Here is a 19,843-nt window from a genome sequence, read left to right as displayed (position 1 = left end):
ATCAATCAACATTACCTGATAATGGTTAAGCTGCCCGAAAGCAGGCTGCATGGTGTGTTTAAATTTATTATATAATAATAAACTCCCTCGGCCACCGGCTTTCCGTTAAAACTTCCGGTGAATGGGGTTGAATAATCTTTAGATTCAAATACTTTTTGCCCATAACGGCTAAACACCTGCACCAACGAACCGGGGAATTTTTCGAGACCTTCAATTTTCCAGTAATCATTTGTGCCATCTCCATTGGGTGTAAATGTGTTGGGTCTTTTAACGTCTACATGCACCACCTCGATATGCGTTTGGGTTCGGTTACTTTCACATGTGCCAATACTATATGAAATATAAAAATCGCTGGTTTCTGCAACCGGCAGACTGAATTTTCCCGTAAGGTTGGTGTATAGTGGTTGTAGCGATGTTGCATCGGCATACAATTTATAAGTGCCGTTAACCGGATTTAGTACATTGATAGCAACAGTTTCCGGATCGCAGATCCTTTGATTGTTAATTATGGGCTGATCGGGTGCAAATTCGTTATTATCAACATTCCGTTGAATTGTAAGCGGGATGGCGCAGGAGGTATTATCGGTAACCACCAGCGAATAATTACCCTTGCCAACATTTTTCAGGTCTTTATCAAACCCGGCATTGGCATTATTATCCATATTTGTCCAGGCGTATTTATACGGTGGCACGCCTCCGGTTAGTTCAATGCCGGTAATGCTGCCCAATAACTGATTGCACTGATCTGCGGTCACAGAGGGATTGTTTGTAGCTGCAAATTGCAGCAATGGGGTTGCTTTTATCTCATAATTAGCGATCAATACAGATGGGCAGCCATTTATATCGGTTACATTTAATGTATAAAGCCCTGCCGCCAAATTGTTAATACTGGGGGTATAACCGGCTAACGACCCATCGGATTTTAACCATTGGTAAGAACTGGGTTTTATTGTGCCATCAAATGTAAGGTCAATAGCTCCGTTATCAAGGCCGCAGGTAGTTGGGGTAGCCACGAGGGATTTTATAGTAAATACCTGCGGAATCAACCTGTTAACAGCAAAATATTTGTCGTTACTGCATTGGGTAACCGTATTTAAAGCGTTGAGGTGGTAATTGCCGTCGGTAAGGTTATAGATATTTAAATTGGTCTGATCGGTGGGGATAGGATTTCCCTGCGGATCGTACCATTGAAACTGGTTTGCATTTTGAACATATACTCCTGTTATCGATCCATCATTATTACCACATTTGGCCGGTGTTAAGTAGCCATCGCCAATATTTACCGAATTAGTTTCCGGAATGTATAATGCAGGTGTTGAATATGGGCTGCATTCGCTTTGATCATATAAGGTTAGCGTGTAATAACCTCCTTTAACACCTTTCAGATCTTTCGAAGCACTAACTACTTTCCCGTTTTCATCTGTCCATTTGTAAGTTAAAGTGCCAATGCCTACGTATGTTGTAATGTTGCTTATGCCGCCGTCGGCTACGCCGCACCGGGCGGGTTTAGTAATTATGGTCGAAAGATCATAATCGGGTCCGGGCTTTGCCTTAATAGTTATAGCCGGGGCTGAGGTAACCGCACAGCCGGCCTCGTCATAAATGGTTACTGTATAAGTGCCTTCGGGCAAATACGCAGCTTTGTCGGTCGACTTGATCTGGCCGTTTTTATCCTTCCAGGCAAAAGTTACATTACCGGTACCGCCTGTAAAATTCACATCAAATGGGAAAAGTTTTTGGCGGCAATCGGGTGTAGGTTTAACAACGTTCTGTATTTTAATCCTTAGATCTTTTATCTCAAATAGTTGCGTTATCTTTTGGCATCCGCCGGGATATTGAACAGTTAACTGGTAGGTACCTGGTAGCAGATTATTAATATTCTGATTGTCGCCGATAGGTGTTAATCTTCCATTTGTTTCTTTTTTATCCCAGTGAAATAAAAGTCCGGTACGGTTTTGCTGTATGGTTACGCTGCCCTGGTATGCACAGGTATAATTTTTAACAACCGCGTCATTATCCTGTATCACCAACGATGAAAAGGGCGATGTGTTATTACTGGCATCGGTGGCGGTAGCTATAACCGCCTTGCTAAGATTTCCCGAGTAGCTCCATAGGCCGCCTCCGTTTGACTGTACAGTGGCTATATAGGTTTTTCCCTGGCAAATATTGCCACAATCATCAGACAAAAACAGCTCGATGCTGCAATTGGGCGTGGCAATACCAGAAGCTGCCGTCCCGCTAAAATTAAGTACCTGTACAAATGGCACCTGGTAATAATTACTTAAAGCACTTATGCCATAATCGCTATTACAAAAAATGCTGTTGCGCGTAATGAGCGTATGCGAACTGTTTAAAGCCTCGATACCATAATTGTTAAAGCCTATATAATTTTTATCAGCACCGGCCGTACCACCAATGGTTCCGGATGAACTTGTACCCGCGTGGATACCCTCGCCATTTCCCAGGTCTTTTGTTCCGGTAATATCGGTACCAATTTTATTTGCTGTTATTTTAAAGGAGGAGTTCTCAATATAAATACCGCAATAACGCTGCCCCGATATAAGATTAGATACGATGTTTACCGTTGTATTTGAAGCGTTAACATTAATGCCATAGGCCTTAATAAAGGCGCTTTGCTGCAGGAGAGGGATGTTTTTAAAATCAACTTTGCCTGTATAATCGGTACCAATTTTATTATTTTGTATGGTTAATGAGTTTGGCAAACCAAAATTATTGTTACGGGAAATATTAATACCTGTTACATTTGCAGTTATAACATTGCCCATATTGGCATCTGCCCCGCCTATAAGCCCATCTTTATCCAGGGTAATATTAATACCTGTATAATTGCTGGCAGCAGTAAAACCATCATCAAGCAGCCCGATAATATTACTTTGTATCTGGATATCTGAAATACCTGCAGAATAGTAATACGAGATATTATAGATACCATTAATATTGCCGCAAAAAACATTTCCTTTGCCCGGTGCGCCTATAATAATCCCGCTTGCATCGCCCTGGATCATTAACCCCGATCCCTGGTTAATATCTACATTTGCTAAGCTGGTAATTTTAGCAAAATTGCGAATGTATAACCCATATATTGCAATTTGTTTTGCAGGCGTACCCCCGGTGTTAACCTCACCATTTATATTTAAAGCATTAAAATAAACAGGAGAAGTTTCCGGCTCAATAATCACCCTGGCATCTGATACACCAAATGCTATGCCCGGTTGCGTAGTACCATCAATAGTTACGTTGGAAGTTATAAAGGGCAACTGGCTTTTTAACCTGATGATACGATCGGACACTAAGCTACCCGGTAAATTGAACTGAATGACATCGGCGGTTGTAGTGCCATTCCCGGCTGCTATAGTGAGTGCCTCACGAAGGGTACCAGGCCCGGTATCGGCGTTACTGGATACAATAATGACAGCAGAAAAGGAAATGCTGCTAAATAAAAACAAAAAGACAAGCGATAGTAAAAAATTCTTAACAAACATGATAAAGTTTAGCCTGTTAAAGATATAAATTTTCTGTGTAAATGCTTTGTCAACTTGATATTACGCAATTGTTACTCATATTGTAAAATTGTACCTTTGCGGTAAATTTAAGGGGACGACCACTTCATGAAGCTGAACGCAGATTACCAGGAGAGATTTCAATCGAGACACATAGCTCCAAATGAGGCCGATACGGCAAAAATGTTAAAAACCATCGGTGTTAGTTCACTGGATGAATTGATAGCACAAACCATTCCTGACAGGATCAGGCTTAAAAAACCACTCAATTTGCCGCCTGCGAAAAGTGAGTTTGATTACCTTACTACACTTAAGCAAACATCATTAAAAAACAAGGTATTTAAGTCGTTCATCGGCAAGGGTTATTATGATGTAATTGTACCAGGTGTTATTCAGCGTAATATACTGGAAAACCCAGGCTGGTATACCCAATATACACCGTACCAGGCCGAAATTGCGCAGGGCCGTTTGCAAGCCTTGCTCAACTTTCAAACCATGGTTATTGATTTAACCGGTATGGAAATTGCCAATGCATCCTTACTGGACGAAGGTACCGCCGCTGCCGAGGCTATGTTTATGCAATATAGCCTGCGTAAAAACAGCAGTGCCAATGTTTTCTTCGTATCCGAAGAACTGTTTCCGCAAACCATCGATATTTTAAAAACACGCTCCGAACCATATGGTATCGAGCTGCAAATAGGCGATCATCGCACTGTTGAATTAACCGACAACATGTTTGGCGCCATTGTACAGTACCCGGCAGGTAAGGGGTCCGTATATAATTATACTGATTTTGCTGCCAAAGGACACGAAAAAGGCATTAAACTAACCGTTGTTGCCGATATCATGAGCCTGGTACTGTTAACCCCTCCGGGCGAGTGGGGGGCTGATATCGTAGTTGGTTCAACCCAGCGCTTTGGTGTACCCATGGGCTTCGGCGGACCGCATGCTGCGTTTTTTGCTACGAAAGAAGAATATAAACGATCAATCCCAGGCCGCATCATTGGTGTAACTATTGATAGTGCCGGTAACTATGCTTTGCGCATGGCCCTGCAAACCCGCGAGCAGCACATCCGCAGGGATAAAGCCACTTCAAATATTTGTACCGCGCAGGCATTACTGGCTATTATGGCCGGTATGTATGCCGTGTACCATGGCCCGCAAGGTGTTAAACTAATTGCCGAAAGAATCCACGGGCTAACTGTACTATTGGCCAAGGCCCTTGGTGAATTAGGTTATAAACAGCTAAACGAATCGTATTTTGATACTTTGAAGTTTGATGTTGCTCATTTGGCCGGCCCTATCCATTCAGAGGCATTAAACAACGAAATGAACCTGAACTATGAAGGTACGGTTGTTACCATTTCTGTTGACGAAACTACATCGCCCGAGGATATTAAAACTATCGTAAGGTTTTTTGCAAAAGTAATAGGCAAAACCATTCACGATGTGAATTTTGATGAACTGAAAGCCGATCTGCAAACTGTTATCCCTGCTGTATTGCAGCGCACATCTGCTTATTTAACGCATGGCCTGTTCAATACGCATCATTCGGAGCATGAAATGCTGCGTTACATCAAATCGCTGGAAGCAAAAGATCTTTCGCTTTGCCATTCTATGATCGCCTTAGGTTCATGCACCATGAAGCTGAACGCGACAACCGAAATGGTACCGGTTACCTGGAATCATTTCAGCAAAATTCACCCGTTTGCACCTACCGACCAGGTGGGTGGCTACATGCAACTGTTTGATGAGATCAACAACTGGCTGAGCGAGATCACCGGCTTTGCAGCAATGAGCTTACAGCCAAATGCAGGCGCGCAGGGTGAATATGCGGGCTTAATGGTTATCCGCGCCTATCATCATGACAGGGGAGATACCCATCGTAATATCGCTTTAATCCCATCATCTGCACACGGCACCAACCCTGCATCAGCAGCTATGGCCGGTATGAAGATTGTGGTTGTTAAGTGCGATGACAATGGCAACATTGATGTTGCCGATATGCGCGCCAAAGCAGAGCAATATAAAAACGAGCTATCGTGCTTAATGGTTACCTATCCATCAACTCACGGCGTATTTGAAGAGTCGATCATCGAGATCTGTGATATTATTCATCAGAATGGCGGCCAGGTTTATATGGATGGCGCCAACATGAATGCCCAGGTAGGCTTAACCAGCCCTGCTAATATAGGCGCCGATGTTTGCCACTTAAACCTGCATAAAACCTTTTGCATTCCGCATGGCGGCGGTGGTCCGGGTATGGGCCCTATTGGCGTGGCTAAGCACCTGGTTCCTTATTTACCTGGGCATGCTGTGGTTGATATTGAAAGGGGTAAATCAATCCACGCGGTATCTGCAGCTCCCTGGGGCTCGGCTTCTATCCTCATTATTTCTCATGCTTATATAGCTATGATGGGCGGCGATGGACTGACCAATGCTACACGTTACGCTATACTGAACGCCAATTATATTAAAACAAGGTTGCAGGATCATTTCCCGGTATTATACACGGGCGCCAATGGCCGCTGTGCCCACGAAATGATATTGGATTGCCGCTCATTTAAATCACTCGGTATCGAGGTTACAGACATTGCCAAACGCCTGATGGATTATGGCTTCCACGCGCCAACTGTATCATTCCCGGTTGCGGGTACGGTTATGGTTGAACCAACAGAATCAGAGCCTAAACATGAGCTTGATCGCTTTTGTGATGCAATGATCGCTATCCGTCATGAAATTGCTGATATAGCCACCGGAATATCAGATAAGACAGATAACCCGTTAAAAAATGCACCTCATACAGTATCGGTAATTACCGGTAACGAGTGGGAGCATCCATATACCCGCCAGAAAGCAGCATTCCCGCTACCTTATGTAGCTGCCTTTAAATTCTGGCCATCAGTAGGCCGGGTAAATGATACCTATGGTGATAGAACGCTGATCTGTTCATGTCCGCCATTAACCGATTACGAGTTTGAAGAAAGCGAAGTAACTACCCCGGAATACGGAACGTGAGATTTTAAATAACTATTTCATCCAAACAGAAAAGACCGTCATCAAAAGTGGCGGTCTTTTCTGTTTATATTTTTGTGGAGGACTTGCAAGTCAATAAAGTTAACCGGATGAGTCTTTGACATTTGACCTCTTTTATCCAGGGCTCTGAAAGCCTATTTTCCGAAAGTCCTTTGTCCGAAAATCCTTACTCTTTGCTCTAAGAATTAAAGTGATAAACAAAAACTATATCGCCGCTAAAGGCGGGTTTCTTTTGATCTTTAATTTCAAGGGTGGTTATCATGGTGGCTTTAATTGGTCCGCGCAGATTTACCAGGCCCCCGAGTTTTACTTTTAGCCTTACCTCAGAATCAACCAATACAGCTTGCCCAAAACGAAAACTTTCAATACCATAATTGATCTCCATTTTCAGGTTTTCAACTTTTACAATTTCCTTCCATAAATATGGGATCAGTGATAAAGTGAGATAGCCGTGGGCAATGGTTGTTCCAAACTGGCTTTCGGTTTTTGCCCTTTCAGGATCAGTATGGATCCATTGATGATCTAATGTGGCATCAGCAAATTTATTGATCTGCTCCTGGGTAATTTTATACCATGATGAAACACCAAGGTCATTCCCTATTTGTGCCTCAAATTCGTTAAAGTTATTTATAACTAACATTTATATCTGGTTTATTGCTTTCAACCGGCAAAGTAATTACAAATTTCCAAAATCTGAATTTTTATTCTTATCTCTCGGAGGTTGTAAAAATAACAATGGCATGGTATAGTTGGTACCCAACTTAACAAGCTTTTGCCCGTATAGTGAATGACTATTAGGCTAACAAAAAAAGCCGCCCGTTTAACAGGCGGCTTAAAATATACTTTTATACTCCCCCTTCAAGGGGCGGGCGTTACTGTGTTGATATGCTTGTAAACTTCGATCCTAAACTGATATAATCAGTCATGATCTGGCCTGCTTCGCGTTTTACAAAATCCAGGTCTTCATCTTTAGGTTTTTTATCCCCTTTTTTAAGGGCCGGCAAACCTAAAGCTACGCGGCGCAGATTATTGCGCTCTAAGGCTTTTTGCTCATCAGCATCACGTTGTTTTTTCAACTCAGCCTCGTTTAAGGTAACACTGTTTTCGGTTTCGTGCTTTTTAAAGTCGGCAATATCTTCCATCATGTATTTATAACTATCGCTGGTAGCCATACGCTGATCATGCAGTTTTGTTAATTGAGGCAGCACAGAAGTAAAATCACCCGCTTTGATGAAATCACTTTTCTGAATAATATCAAAAGGCATAGCAGACGGTTCAGTATCCTCACCATATTTATCTAAAGGAATTAATGAAGGGAACTGAATATCGGGCGTTACACCCTTGTGCTGGGTTGAGCTGCCGCTAATGCGATAAAACTTAGCTATGGTTAAATTAAGCTGCCCATAAGTGCTCTGGCTGCCTGTTGATACCCTTGTTTTACCGCCAGCTGCTACTTTATTTGCCAGCTGATTAATTTTATCCTTAATTGGCGAACCTAAGATCCTGTCAAGGTCAATTGCGTTTTGAACAGAACCTTTACCATAGGTTTGTGTACCCAATATGATACCGCGACCATAATCCTGGATAGCTCCTGAAAAAATTTCGGACGCAGAGGCACTGAAACGATCAACCAGTACACCTAACGGACCAGCATAAGTAATTCCCGGGTCATCATCTTTCTCTACATCAACCTGGTTTTTAGTATCGCGCACCTGCACTACCGGGCCACTTTTTACAAATAAGCCGGTAAGCTCAATGGCCTCCATTAATGAACCGCCACCATTCTCGCGCAGGTCGATCACTACACCATCAATGTTTTCCTGTTTCAGGCTATCCAATAATATTTTAACATCATGGGTGGTGCTTTTATAGTTGGGGTTACCTGCTTTATAATCATTGTAATCAATGTAAAATGCAGGGATAGATATAACGCCAATTTTAACAGTCTTCCCGTTATTATTGTACGTACGGATCTCCTTTTTAGCTGATTGATCCTTTAAAATGATCTTTTCCCGTACCATCTCCACAACTTTTGGCTTACCACCGGCGCTTGTTCCGGCAGGTAATATCTCCAGCCTTACAACAGTACCTTTTGTACCACGAATTAATGCAATGGCGTTTTCAACTCTCCAGCCAACAACATTCTGAAATTCGCCTGCTTTGCCCTGGGCTACACCAACAATGCGGTCGTCAATACTGATTTGTTTACTTTTATCAGCAGGGCCGCCGGCTACTATAGATTTTATAGTTACATATTCATTTTCAACCAAAAGCGATGCACCGATACCTTCCAGCTGACGCGACATTTCAATATTGAAATTAGCCGCGTTTGATGGGTTAAAGTAATTGGTGTGCGGGTCTATTGCCTCGGTAAAGGCGTCCATAAAATACTGAAAAACATCCTGGTTTGATAATTTATTGGCTTGCGATAATAAATTCGTGTAGCGTTTTTTTAATGTTTCTTTATTTTTAGCCATATCGGGGCTGGCTATTTTTAAATTCAGCAAGTCGTATTTCACCCGCTGTCCCCACATGTCATCCATTTCGGTTTGCGAAGCGGGCCATGGCAGTTTATCGCGATCATAAACAAATGTTTCTTTTTTATCAAAATCAAAACTTTTGTTTAAACGGGCCAGTGAGTAATTTACATGCTCGATGTATCTTTTTTGAAATACATTAAAAATGTAAAAAGCATCGTTCAGGTTACCATCCTTAATATCATCGTCAAGCACGGTCTTGTACTTTTCAAAATCCTTGATATCAGATGCTAAAAAATAGCTGTGGTTTTCGTCGAGCGATTTTATATAACGGTTAAATATCACGGTGGATATAGAATCGTTCAAATCAACCTTTTTATAATTGTAATTAGTAATAAGCTCGGCAATTTTTTTGCAAACTATAACCTGTTGTTCATCGGGCTGCAGGTCGGTTGTACTTACTTTAATGGGCTTTGATGGCGCTGCCTTGCATGCAAGTGCAGCGGCCATCATCAATAATAAATATCCTTTCTTAAACATATCTTTCACTCTAGTTAAATCGGGGGTTGTGTAAAACATCAATACTTGTGCCTAATATATAATCACTAATGTAAAAAAAAAGACAGTCAAAATGCTGTCTCTTAATAACAATAACAATTATACGATAATGTTTTACTTGTAGTATACAAGCAATGGCATTTTACGCTATTGTTACATAAAAAATTTATTTTATTACCTTTTTCTGATCCAAATCGGCGGTTTCTGCATAGCGGATCTCCGCTTTAGGGTTCGATTTATTGTCCTGTAGGTAGCGCGCCTGTTTGTTTATAGCGGTAATATCCGTAGCAAGGCCGCGCGAAGTAGCAAGTACACGGGCTTCGGTAAGGTCCTGCATGGCTTGTACATAGTCGCCATAACCGGCCTTTACTGTTGCTAATCCTATTAAATTAGTAATGGTATGCCGGTCGTCGTTTTGCTGGCGCGAAATCTGGAGACTTTGCAATAAATACCATTTTGCTTCAGATAAGCGGTTCTGTTTCAGGTACATCTGCGCCAGGTCGCTAAAGTTATAGCTTGCGGCGCTGTATACCCTAAAACGCATATTATGCTGAGCCGTTTTCATTACCGACATTTCTTCGAGATAAAGCGCATATGGAGCACGTTCGATAATGGTTGGCGCAATTTTACGTTTGGCAATTTGAGCTGCAGGCAGTTTTTTTACGGAGTTATCCTTTAACCCGGCAATCTGCGGAAAGCGCTCATGCTTTTTAAACACATTACCGATGGTATTTATTGGCCTTTGCCACCATTGCGCAGACGCTGATATGCTAACTGAACATAAGATAATAAGTAAACAATATCTCATTTAATTTTTTTTGTCTGGGTTTAATAAATTAATCAGATAAACAAATATAACTATAATAACCAGCTAATCAATAATCATAGCCAGGCAAATCAATTGCTGAACTTTATTAATAAGTGAATTAAACGGAAGAAAAGCACATAATGTTATGTTGGTTTTATTCAAAAACTTCAACATCACCATCATGCAGCGCCCAAACCATATATGGATGTGTATCAGCATGATAAATTTTACCATCTGCTGATATTCCAACTATCCCGGCAAAGCCGTCAAAAGGCTTCAACTCATCAAGTGTTTTTTCGGTAGCAGCAGATATTGGCATGCCATCGGTAACCCGGGTAACAATTTTTGAAGCTACAGACCCGCTTACAATATCCTCTCCAACACCGGTACATGAAATACCCGCGTGAGCATTTGCATAATTACCTGCCGTTGTTGCCGAGTCGCTCACCCGGCCGGGAATTTCAAAACCTTTGCCTCCGGTTGATGTTGCGGCCGCCAGGTTGCCATAAATATCAAGCGCAACACAGCCTACTGTACCCAGCCTGATGGAGTCACTTAACTTTTTTTCGTACTCATGGCGACGATGGGGTGTTTCGGGATTGTAATAAGCTGCCCCATTATTGGTGGCAAACTCTTTTGCTCCTTTGCCGCTTAAAACACGATCATCATAGCCCATCAGTTTATCGGCAATACAAATGGGGTTTTTTACATCCTCGATATTGATCACCCCGGAGAATTTTTGAGTTTTGCCGTCCATCAGTGATGCGCTAAGCCGTATTTTACCATCGCTTTGTATTTGCGAACCGGTACCGGCATTAAACAGATCACAATCTTCCAGGAGGCAAACTGTGTATACCGCCGTTTGAAGAGCGGTATGGTTTTGCAGGTATTTATACCCTGCTTGCACAATATCGCTTAAAGCTTGTTGTTTGGCTTGTTTTATTTCAAGATTGGTTTGCGATTCGCTGAAAAAACCGCCGTGTATGATGATCTTCATTTTGAACTGTTTAATTGATTCAAAAAATATCGTTCGTCATGCCAATTTATTCCGGCATCCCACAAGGCAAGTAAATTCACAGGTTTATACTAAGCATGTGAGACCCTGAAACAAGTTCGGGATAACATTTTTATATAACTGAGGAGTAGGCGTATTTATTTTAAAAGGTCGTTATCCGGTGCATTAATAAAAACACCCTCTTCTACCTTAACTGTTTTTTTAATGAGTAACCGATGTTCTGTAAGGTCATATTTATCAAATATAGACATTACATGTACTTTCAAACTTTCGATAGAAACCGGTGAGCCTATCTCTACATCGTATATATTGGTGGCTACAATATTCCTGCCGTCAACCAAAATGATCAACCCGGAGCCTATGGCTTCCATTATATTGCCTTCGGTTACAAGCAAACCGGCATCCTCGCCCAAACCAATACCTAAAATACCGGGATTGGTTGCTACGGCGTACATTAGCCTGCCTATACGGCCGCGCTGTACAAAGTGCGTATCAACTATAACCGAATCAATAAAGCCAAGTCCGGCGGTAATTTGCACCTCACCTTTGATGAGTGCCTCATTGCTTTGTCCGCGATAGATCATGTGGGTTGAGGCTGCCGCCGCCCCGGCCGATGTACCGGCTATTACAAAATCTTCATTCCTAAAACGTTGTTTCAGTATCTGCAAAAATTCAGTGCCACCAAAAATAGCGGTCAGCCTAAGCTGGTCGCCGCCACTAAACATTACCACATCTGCTTTACGAATGCGTTCAAGGTATTCTTTATCAGCTGCATCTTCACGGTTTTTAATATGCAGTACATTAACATTGGTAACATTTAGCTGCCCAAATGCCTTAATATATTCCTGGCCCACCAACTCTGGAATCTGGGAGGCAGTAGTAATAACTTCAACCAACGAACCTTCGTGCTTAGCTGATTCGGTAACGATCCGCTTTAAAATGCCCTGTTCAAAAAATTTAATATAATCTGGCTGTAAAATGTGTTCCTGTATGGTTACGTTACTCCCCATATCAACTGCGCCACCAATAATTATTAGTTTTCCTTTCGGGACAATCATGCTTCTTTATTGTTTGGTTGATTAAGTTGATTGAGGCGACTAAGTTGGTGAGTTACCCTGAATTTTAATTTTTTGCCGGATAACCACTCACTAAATCAACCTAATTTAACTAATCAAATGATTCTACAATACAAATTACGATAAAATGGATCAAAAACACAGTCTGTTATAAACAAATAATGCCTTTTTAGCCTTAAAAATTTTAAATACCCTATTAAGTTTTATAGTTTTAAAGAAATTAAGCCGTTTACAAATTTCGTAACATACGTATGAAGATCGAGAATATACAAGTACTGCGCGGACCGAACATCTGGAGCATCCGTCGCAAAAAATTAATACAAATGCGGCTTGACCTGCAGGAGATGGAGCATAAGCCCACTAACGAAATTGACGGATTTTATGAACGCCTGCAAGAGCTATTACCATCCTTATATGAACACCGCTGTTCGCCTGGTGTTCCGGGAGGTTTTTTTCAGCGGGTTGTTGCCGGCACCTGGATGGGCCATGTTATTGAGCATATCGCCCTCGAAATTCAAACCCTTGCGGGTATGGATACAGGCTTTGGCCGCACCCGCGAAACCAAAACCAAAGGTGTTTACAACGTTGTGTTTGCATATGTAGAAGAAAAAGTAGGCGTTTTTGCGGCCGAATCGGCAGTACGCATTGCCAGGGCTTTAATCAAAGGTGAAGAGTATAACCTGGATGCCGATATACAGGAAATGCGCGAGATTAGGGAGTATACCCGCCTGGGACCAAGCACAGGGTCGATAGTGGAAGAGGCCATAGCCAGGGATATCCCCTGGATCAGGCTTAACAACCAATCATTGGTACAGTTAGGCTACGGCAAAAACCAGGTGCGTTTTCGTGCCACCATGACCGAGAGAACCAGCAGCATAGCAGTTGATATAGCCAGCAATAAAGATGAAACCAAGCGCATGCTGCAGGAACAGGCCATTCCCGTTGCCAAAGGTATTACCATTTCGTCGGTTGAAGGGGTGGCCGAGGCAATCCGCAAGGTTGGGTTCCCATTGGTGTTTAAACCTTTGGATGGCAATCATGGCCGGGGTATCTCTATCAATATAAAAACCGAAGAAGCGGCGATAGCCGCCTACGAGCACGCTGCCAGTATATCCCGTAAGGTTATTGTTGAGCGTTTTATTACTGGATATGATTTCCGTGTGCTGGTAATTGATAACAAAATGGTGGCCGCCGCCTTACGCGACCCAGCCCATGTTAACGGTGATGGGATATCTACCATCCAACAACTTATCGATAAAGAGAATACCGATCCGCGCCGTGGATTTGGTCATGAAAATGTACTTACCCTTATAGGTATTGACCGCGATACTATTGACCTGCTGGAAAAGAAAGGCTATACGCTGGACACGATACCCGCCCGCGACGAAAAAGTATTTGTAAAATCGACCGCCAACCTTAGTACAGGTGGTACATCTGTTGATGTTACCGACCATGTGCACCCGCAAAATATTTTTATTTGCGAGCGGATTTCGAAAATAATTGGTCTTGATATTTGCGGTATTGATATCATGGCCGAAAATCTGCATGAGCCCCTTACCGAAAATGGAGGTGTGATATTAGAGGTTAACGCGGCGCCCGGTTTCAGGATGCATATCGCCCCAAGCGAAGGCCTGCCGCGCAACGTTGCCGGGAATGTGCTTGATATGCTTTACCCGGCAGGTAAATCGGCACGGATCCCTATTATTGCTATTACCGGCACCAATGGTAAAACTACTACTACCCGTTTAATAGCACATATTGTTAAAAATAATGGTCACAGGGTAGGCTTCACCACATCCGATGGTATTTATGTGCAGAATACGATGTTGCTAAAAGGCGATACCACCGGCCCGGTAAGCACGGAGTTTATTTTGAAAGACCCGACCGTTGATTTTGCCGTGTTGGAAACCGCCCGCGGCGGCATCCTGCGTTCGGGCCTGGGCTTTGGCTTTTGCGATATTGGTGTGATTACCAATATCCAGGAAGATCACTTAGGCCTTTCGGATATTCATACACTTGATGATTTGACAAGGGTGAAAAGTGTGGTGCTCAATTCGGTTAAAAAGGGTGGCTGGGGCGTTTTAAATGCTGATAATAAGTATTGCGTACGCATTGGCAACAGGGCAGATTGTAACATCGGTTACTTTAGCAGGGACGAGAATAACCCGGTCATTAAATCGCATTGCCGTAAGGGAGGGATAGCCGCCATTTGCGAGAATGGTTTTATAACCATACAAAAAGGCGACTGGAAGATAAGGGTACAGCGCACTATTTTGATTCCACTAACCTTTGGCGGTACGGTTCCATTCATGATCGAGAATGTGCTGGCTGCAACTTTGGCTACGTTTTTATGGGGTTTCAAAACCGAAGACATTAAAATGTCATTGGAAACTTTTATACCTTCGGCAGCGCAAACGCCGGGCCGCATGAACATTTTTGAGTTCAGGGATTTCCGTTTCATGATTGATTTTGCCCACAACCCCGATGGTTTTAGTGGCATCAGGGAGTTTTTAAGACATATAGATTCACCGCTGAAAATAGGAATCATTGCCGGCACCGGCGACAGACGGGATGAAGACATCCGTGAGTTGGGCAAAATAGCCGCCGAAATGTTCGATTATATCATTCTGCGCCAGGAAAAACACCTGCGCGGCCGTACCGAAGAAAATATATTGACACTGCTTATTGAGGGTATTCGCTCATTTAATCCTGAAAAGAAATTTGAGATAGTGCCTAAAGAAATTGATGCAATCAAACACGCCATGAGCCTTGCCAAACCCGGCACTTTCATTACTGCCTTAAGCGATGTGATTAATAATGCTATTGAAACTGTACAAAATTACCAGGAACAGGAAAGGAATGGGCTGTTTAATGTATAGGGCCTCACCCTGCCCCTCCAAAGATGACGGTTCTGATACCCACATTTAATTTTCGAAGCCATTTTGCAGATTGCAAAGTGGCTTTTTTTTTAAGCCCTCTCTTTTGGAGAGGGTTTGGGTGAGGCTAAATAATAATGCCACAACAACATGCTTGCAATAGTTTTATAAGGCGCCCATTGTTCTGCTATTGCTATCATTTCGTCCCTTGAAATTTCCTTTGGTAGTTTTTTCACTCTTTTTAGCGCATTCACCGCTGCAAGGTCACCAATAGGAAATATATCTGTATGCTGTAATACAAACATCAAATAAACATCGGCAGTCCAGTTGCCAATGCCTTTGAGGGCAATTAGTTTGGCGCGGACTACCTCATCGGGCAGTTGTTCCAGTTCTGTTAAATTAATCTGCCCGCTGATGATGGCCTCGGCCAGGTATTTGGTATAGGTAGTTTTCTGCCGGCTAAAATAGCTGGCTTTAAATTCTTCGTCGGTTAATAACAACACCCTCGCCGGGGTTATTTCCTGCACACGCTCCCGCAGTTTATTTAATGCAGATAGTGCCGACGCAAGCGATACCTGCTGCTCCAGGATAATATGCACCAGCGTTTCAAATGTGTTGGGCCTCGACCATAGTGGCGGATAGCCATAGGTATCGATGATAGCAGCCAGGTCGGGATCGGCCGAGGCAAGTTCATCACAAATAGCATGGTAGTTGGCGTGGTTAAACTGCTTAAACATGGTAAACTAATCAGCCTGTTTTACAATTATTTTATCCAGGTTAATGGTAAATATAGGAAGCCCCGTTTAAAAGTCACATAAAAAAAGGAGACAATTACCGTTCTCCAGCAATCAAAAAACAAAAACCACTTAGCATTTCGCCCTTAATCTTGCCGGGGGCAACAAGATATTTTATTTTTTATTGAGTTCTTCTTCAATCCGCCCCTGCAGCTCTTGCTTAAAACCGTCATCAAGTGGTGATGCCGATGAATGCACTGAATCATGAAAAAGCTTTTGCGCCATCTGTTGAATAAACCTGCTTTGAGTATCATACAATCTGCAAGCCGAGCACCCCGCCTGGTGGATCCTTAATTCAATAACCTCGCGAAAGCTTAACTTTTTGAGCTGTTTTTTCTCGATCAGAAAAGTAGCCTGCCTGCAGTTATATTGTATTTTTTTCAGTGGGTTCATATAGCTAAATTTTTAGATCCAGTTTCTTTGTAAACACGCCCTCAGGTTCAATTTGGCCCGGTGAATGATCACCCAAAAGTTGGCCTGCGAAATTTTAAGCTCGCTGCAAATAATATCAGTAGCCGCATCATCAATATGTTTCATGGTAAAAACGGCCATCCATAAGGCTGGCAGCTTTTGCATACATTTTTGAAAGATGCCGTTAAACTCCTTACTCTGTAAGGGATCCTGATTTTCTATGCCAAAGGGTTGGGGTGTGTGAGTTTTATTCCAGTGCCCGTCATCAGCATTAAAAAAATCCTGCAGTTCCCCTTCGGCCTCTTTAACAGCTGTCAGTTTTAAACACGATGATCTTTTTCGGTAAACGTCAATTATCTTGTTTTTCAGTATGGCGGTTAGCCAGGTACGTTCAGAACTTTTACCTTCAAATTTCTCTTTCCTTTCAAGGGCAGCTAAAAACGTTTCCTGGACCAGGTCTTTAGCCTCCTCTTCATCATTTAAGCGTGGCAGTGCATAGCCATATAGATAATCGGCGTACGCTTCAACCCAATGCCGGGGATCTAATAATTGCTTTTCAGTAGCCATTAACACATTTATTCATGAATGTTTTATTCCATTAGTCGGTAACAATGGCAAACCCTTACGATAAATTTTCATTTTTTTTGTTCGCCGATACAATGGGGATTTGTTGTTAAATTTACATATATCTAACTGATTATAATTTATTTAAACATAGACGGTTATGCCCGGCCCCTTGATCGGGCACAAAAAATTATTTTTTTGTAAGGTTGTGAACAGCAACCCGACTAAGCCATAAAAACGTATATCAAATTATTAAAATATGAGATCAATCAAAATATTTGCCCTTACCACCTGCCTTGCAATTGTAATTTTGGTGTCGGTGGCATTTATCAATCATAAAAGCGATATTAAAAAAAGTGTGGTTGAAAAAGCAGGTAATGGTTTTGCGGTAATTGAACTGTTTACATCAGAAGGCTGCTCCAGCTGCCCGGCGGCTGATGAACTATTGGCACGAATACAGAAAGAAGCCAGCGACAAGCAGGTTTATATACTGGCCTATCATGTTGATTATTGGAACCGCCTGGGCTGGAAAGATGTTTTTAGCAGTGCCGATTATTCAAAAAGACAAAATAAGTATGCCAGCTGGTTAAAGCTACAATCGGTTTATACACCACAGATTGTGGTTAATGGCAAAAAAGAATTTGTAGGATCGCAGGAAGGCATACTACGCAATGCTATCACCGCTGGCTTGCGTACAGCCCCAACCGGTACACTAACCCTTAATGCTCAAAAAAACCAGGATCATGTTACCATACAGTACCATACCGAAGGGGCAGAAAAGAATACTATCCTGTTTTTGGCTCTTGTACAAAAAGCTGCGCAAACAAAAGTACAACGCGGTGAAAACGGAGGCCGAACATTATCGCATGTACAAATTGTTCGCAAAATGCAAAGTTTGCCAATAAGTGCCGGCGGAAAGGGTTACGCTACCATTGCCCTGCCCGAAGGTTTTAACCTGCAGGGATTTGAAGTGATCGGCTTTGTACAAAATACAGGTAACGGTGCAATTTCAGCTGCGGCCAAATCATCATTTGATACTAATAGCGCGGGTAAATAATGTATTGTTGTTTGTTTTCACTTTATTAATGTGGCCTGTACCTGTTTAAATTAACCGGTTACAGGTATTTTTACCAACCAAAACTCCTCTTTAAATGAAAGTAATAAAAGAAAAACATCCTTTAGCCATGCGGTGGACACATTGGGTAAACTTCCCGATACTCACCATTATGATATGGAGCGGGATGCTAATTTACTGGGCCAACGACGAGTATAAAATAACATTGTTCGGGCATACATTTTTTAGCTTTTTCCCGGCGGGGTTTTATAAAACTTTTAACATACCGCATCGCCTGGCCGAAGGTATGGCCTTTCATTTCCTGTTTATGTGGGCCTTTGCCCTTAACGGTTTAGTGTATATACTATACACCATTATATCGGGCGAGTGGCGTGAGCTTGTTCCGCAAAAAAAATCGTTTAAAGAGGCATGGCTGGTATTGCTTCACGACCTGCACATCAGGAAAATGGCCCCGCCCCAAAATAAGTATAACGCAGCCCAGCGCATTGCATATACAGCAATTATAGTGATGGGCTTTGGCTCGTTAATAACCGGGCTGGCCATTTATAAACCCGTTCAGTTTTATTATTTAACCTGGATTTGCGGCGGATATCATTTTGCACGCATCCTGCATTTCGCCCTTACCATCGGCTATGTGTTTTTCTTTTTGATCCACATAGTACAGGTGCTGCTTGCAGGGTGGAACAATTTCAGATCGGTTATATCCGGGTTTGAAGTGGTAAATGAGCCTGATCCCAAACCAATTAGTGAAACCCCAACTCCAACCGATGAAAAACCCATTCAGTAAAAAAAATAAAGCTCCCAAAAAAACGCTTACGGTTGAGCAAAAGATCACGAGGCGTAATTTTATATCATTTGGCAGTTTCATCGTACTATCGGGAGCTGCTTATGGTGGCTGGAAATGGCTATATAACTCGCCCAATGAAGCTACAGGCATTACCACAGGCGCACATAAACCTTTACGAAGGGCTTTGAATAAAACCGAGCTGGTTTTCCGTAATTTTTTCAGTAATAATCACCTGGTAAAAACCTATCCAAAAGAAATGGCCGCCAAAAATGTGCGCCATAACAGCGACATAGGATCGGGAGGGAAAATAGATATAGCAACCTGGAGACTGCAGGTAAAAAAACAATCCGGCGAGGTGCTGAACATCAGCCTGGATGATATTAAAGCCCTGCCCAAAACCGATATCATTTTTGATTTTAAATGCGTTGAAGGCTGGGACCAGATCTCGCATTGGGGTGGTGTTAAGTTCAGCGATTTTATAGCTCATTTTAAACTGGATGATCAAACCAGGCTGGAATATGTTGGGATGGAAACTCCGGATAACGGATACTACGTTGGTATTGATATGCCCAGTGCCTTGCACCCACAAACAATGCTGGCTTACGAGATGAATGAAAAACCATTGCAACCAAAACATGGCGCACCATTAAGACTTATAATCCCGGTTAAATACGGCATAAAAAACCTGAAACGTATAGGCAGCATCTCTTTTAGCGATAAGCGCCCCCACGACTATTGGGCCGAGCGGGGTTACGATTATTACTCGGGATTGTAACTACCTGCCGGGCTTTACCAGCTAAGTAAATGTGAATAAAATAGGGCCTTGTAAAGAAGTTTATTGCCGC

14 protein-coding genes are annotated in these 19,843 nt (G+C 42.4%); 5 read left to right on the top strand and 9 right to left on the bottom strand.

From position 1 onward, the window contains the following. Positions 1–11: 11 nt before the first annotated feature. Positions 12–3,503 carry a T9SS type B sorting domain-containing protein gene (locus AC1DQW_RS01170; RefSeq protein ID WP_477452452.1) on the bottom strand — a complete coding sequence of 1,164 codons (3,492 nt, stop codon included), beginning with the start codon at positions 3,501–3,503 and terminating at the stop codon, positions 12–14. 126 nt (positions 3,504–3,629) lie between these two features. Here AC1DQW_RS01170 and gcvP point away from each other — a divergent pair, with 126 nt between their 5' ends. Next, on the top strand, positions 3,630–6,539 hold the full coding sequence (gcvP, locus tag AC1DQW_RS01165; protein ID WP_477452451.1) for an aminomethyl-transferring glycine dehydrogenase: 2,910 nt from the start codon (positions 3,630–3,632) through the stop codon (positions 6,537–6,539). A gap of 196 nt (positions 6,540–6,735) precedes the next feature. Here gcvP and AC1DQW_RS01160 read toward each other — a convergent pair whose 3' ends face one another. The 5 genes from AC1DQW_RS01160 to AC1DQW_RS01140 all read right to left on the bottom strand — a co-directional run bounded on the left by AC1DQW_RS01160 (position 6,736) and on the right by AC1DQW_RS01140 (position 12,473). Beyond that, a complete protein-coding gene (locus AC1DQW_RS01160; protein ID WP_477452450.1) occupies positions 6,736–7,197 on the bottom strand; it encodes a MaoC family dehydratase in 462 nt (153 codons plus the stop codon). 232 nt (positions 7,198–7,429) lie between these two features. Beyond that, on the bottom strand, positions 7,430–9,574 hold the full coding sequence (locus AC1DQW_RS01155) for a carboxy terminal-processing peptidase (protein WP_477452449.1): 2,145 nt from the start codon (positions 9,572–9,574) through the stop codon (positions 7,430–7,432). A 184-nt stretch (positions 9,575–9,758) separates the two neighbouring features. Further along, on the bottom strand, positions 9,759–10,400 hold the full coding sequence (locus AC1DQW_RS01150; protein ID WP_477452448.1) for a hypothetical protein: 642 nt from the start codon (positions 10,398–10,400) through the stop codon (positions 9,759–9,761). A 154-nt stretch (positions 10,401–10,554) separates the two neighbouring features. Further along, the gene (locus tag AC1DQW_RS01145) at positions 10,555–11,397 is read right to left on the bottom strand and encodes an isoaspartyl peptidase/L-asparaginase (protein ID WP_477452447.1); all 843 of its coding nucleotides are present in this window, start codon (positions 11,395–11,397) and stop codon (positions 10,555–10,557) included. 155 nt (positions 11,398–11,552) lie between these two features. Continuing rightward, a complete protein-coding gene (locus AC1DQW_RS01140; RefSeq protein ID WP_477452446.1) occupies positions 11,553–12,473 on the bottom strand; it encodes a cyanophycinase in 921 nt (306 codons plus the stop codon). A 269-nt stretch (positions 12,474–12,742) separates the two neighbouring features. Here AC1DQW_RS01140 and cphA point away from each other — a divergent pair, with 269 nt between their 5' ends. Continuing rightward, positions 12,743–15,370 carry a cyanophycin synthetase gene (gene cphA / locus AC1DQW_RS01135; protein WP_477452445.1) on the top strand — a complete coding sequence of 876 codons (2,628 nt, stop codon included), beginning with the start codon at positions 12,743–12,745 and terminating at the stop codon, positions 15,368–15,370. 89 nt (positions 15,371–15,459) lie between these two features. On the opposite strand, the gene AC1DQW_RS01130 is transcribed toward cphA, so the two are convergent. From AC1DQW_RS01130 to AC1DQW_RS01120, 3 genes are all read right to left on the bottom strand, one after another. Further along, complete coding sequence (locus tag AC1DQW_RS01130) at positions 15,460–16,104, bottom strand: DNA-3-methyladenine glycosylase family protein (RefSeq protein ID WP_477452444.1); 645 nt, start codon at positions 16,102–16,104, stop codon at positions 15,460–15,462. Between the two features lie 171 nt (positions 16,105–16,275). Beyond that, positions 16,276–16,554, bottom strand: coding sequence for a hypothetical protein (locus AC1DQW_RS01125; protein WP_477413197.1), 279 nt, complete (start codon positions 16,552–16,554; stop codon positions 16,276–16,278). 12 nt (positions 16,555–16,566) lie between these two features. Then, positions 16,567–17,139: a sigma-70 family RNA polymerase sigma factor gene (locus tag AC1DQW_RS01120; protein WP_477452443.1), complete on the bottom strand. Its 573-nt coding sequence runs from the start codon at positions 17,137–17,139 to the stop codon at positions 16,567–16,569. Between the two features lie 256 nt (positions 17,140–17,395). On the opposite strand from AC1DQW_RS01120, the gene AC1DQW_RS01115 reads away from it, so the two are divergent. The 3 genes from AC1DQW_RS01115 to AC1DQW_RS01105 all read left to right on the top strand — a co-directional run bounded on the left by AC1DQW_RS01115 (position 17,396) and on the right by AC1DQW_RS01105 (position 19,773). Continuing rightward, on the top strand, positions 17,396–18,193 hold the full coding sequence (locus tag AC1DQW_RS01115; RefSeq protein ID WP_477452442.1) for a DUF1223 domain-containing protein: 798 nt from the start codon (positions 17,396–17,398) through the stop codon (positions 18,191–18,193). 94 nt (positions 18,194–18,287) lie between these two features. Beyond that, a complete protein-coding gene (locus AC1DQW_RS01110) occupies positions 18,288–18,998 on the top strand; it encodes a cytochrome b/b6 domain-containing protein (RefSeq protein WP_477452441.1) in 711 nt (236 codons plus the stop codon). Continuing rightward, positions 18,979–19,773, top strand: a complete 795-nt coding sequence (locus AC1DQW_RS01105) for a molybdopterin-dependent oxidoreductase (RefSeq protein ID WP_477452440.1) — start codon at positions 18,979–18,981, stop codon at positions 19,771–19,773. Before AC1DQW_RS01110 ends, AC1DQW_RS01105 begins: the two co-directional genes overlap by 20 nt. The last annotated feature ends 70 nt before the right edge of the window (positions 19,774–19,843 follow it).

Source organism: Mucilaginibacter sp. P5_A4 (genome assembly GCF_056400605.1).
The sequence above is the reverse complement of the archived record's forward strand: the minus strand, read 5'-3'. Positions and strand labels throughout refer to the sequence as shown.

Bases quoted from the DNA above. Each gene is read 5' to 3' on its own strand.
- gcvP (WP_477452451.1), top strand. From the start codon at position 3,630: ATGAAGCTGAACGCAGATTACCAGGAGAGATTTCAATCGAGACACATA.
- AC1DQW_RS01120 (WP_477452443.1), bottom strand. From the start codon at position 17,139: ATGGCTACTGAAAAGCAATTATTAGATCCCCGGCATTGGGTTGAAGCG.
- AC1DQW_RS01160 (WP_477452450.1), bottom strand. From the start codon at position 7,197: ATGTTAGTTATAAATAACTTTAACGAATTTGAGGCACAAATAGGGAAT.
- AC1DQW_RS01130 (WP_477452444.1), bottom strand. From the start codon at position 16,104: ATGTTTAAGCAGTTTAACCACGCCAACTACCATGCTATTTGTGATGAA.
- AC1DQW_RS01115 (WP_477452442.1), top strand. From the start codon at position 17,396: ATGAGATCAATCAAAATATTTGCCCTTACCACCTGCCTTGCAATTGTA.
- cphA (WP_477452445.1), top strand. From the start codon at position 12,743: ATGAAGATCGAGAATATACAAGTACTGCGCGGACCGAACATCTGGAGC.
- AC1DQW_RS01150 (WP_477452448.1), bottom strand. From the start codon at position 10,400: ATGAGATATTGTTTACTTATTATCTTATGTTCAGTTAGCATATCAGCG.
- AC1DQW_RS01140 (WP_477452446.1), bottom strand. From the start codon at position 12,473: ATGATTGTCCCGAAAGGAAAACTAATAATTATTGGTGGCGCAGTTGAT.
- AC1DQW_RS01145 (WP_477452447.1), bottom strand. From the start codon at position 11,397: ATGAAGATCATCATACACGGCGGTTTTTTCAGCGAATCGCAAACCAAT.
- AC1DQW_RS01170 (WP_477452452.1), bottom strand. From the start codon at position 3,503: ATGTTTGTTAAGAATTTTTTACTATCGCTTGTCTTTTTGTTTTTATTT.
- AC1DQW_RS01125 (WP_477413197.1), bottom strand. From the start codon at position 16,554: ATGAACCCACTGAAAAAAATACAATATAACTGCAGGCAGGCTACTTTT.
- AC1DQW_RS01155 (WP_477452449.1), bottom strand. From the start codon at position 9,574: ATGTTTAAGAAAGGATATTTATTATTGATGATGGCCGCTGCACTTGCA.
- AC1DQW_RS01105 (WP_477452440.1), top strand. From the start codon at position 18,979: ATGAAAAACCCATTCAGTAAAAAAAATAAAGCTCCCAAAAAAACGCTT.
- AC1DQW_RS01110 (WP_477452441.1), top strand. From the start codon at position 18,288: ATGAAAGTAATAAAAGAAAAACATCCTTTAGCCATGCGGTGGACACAT.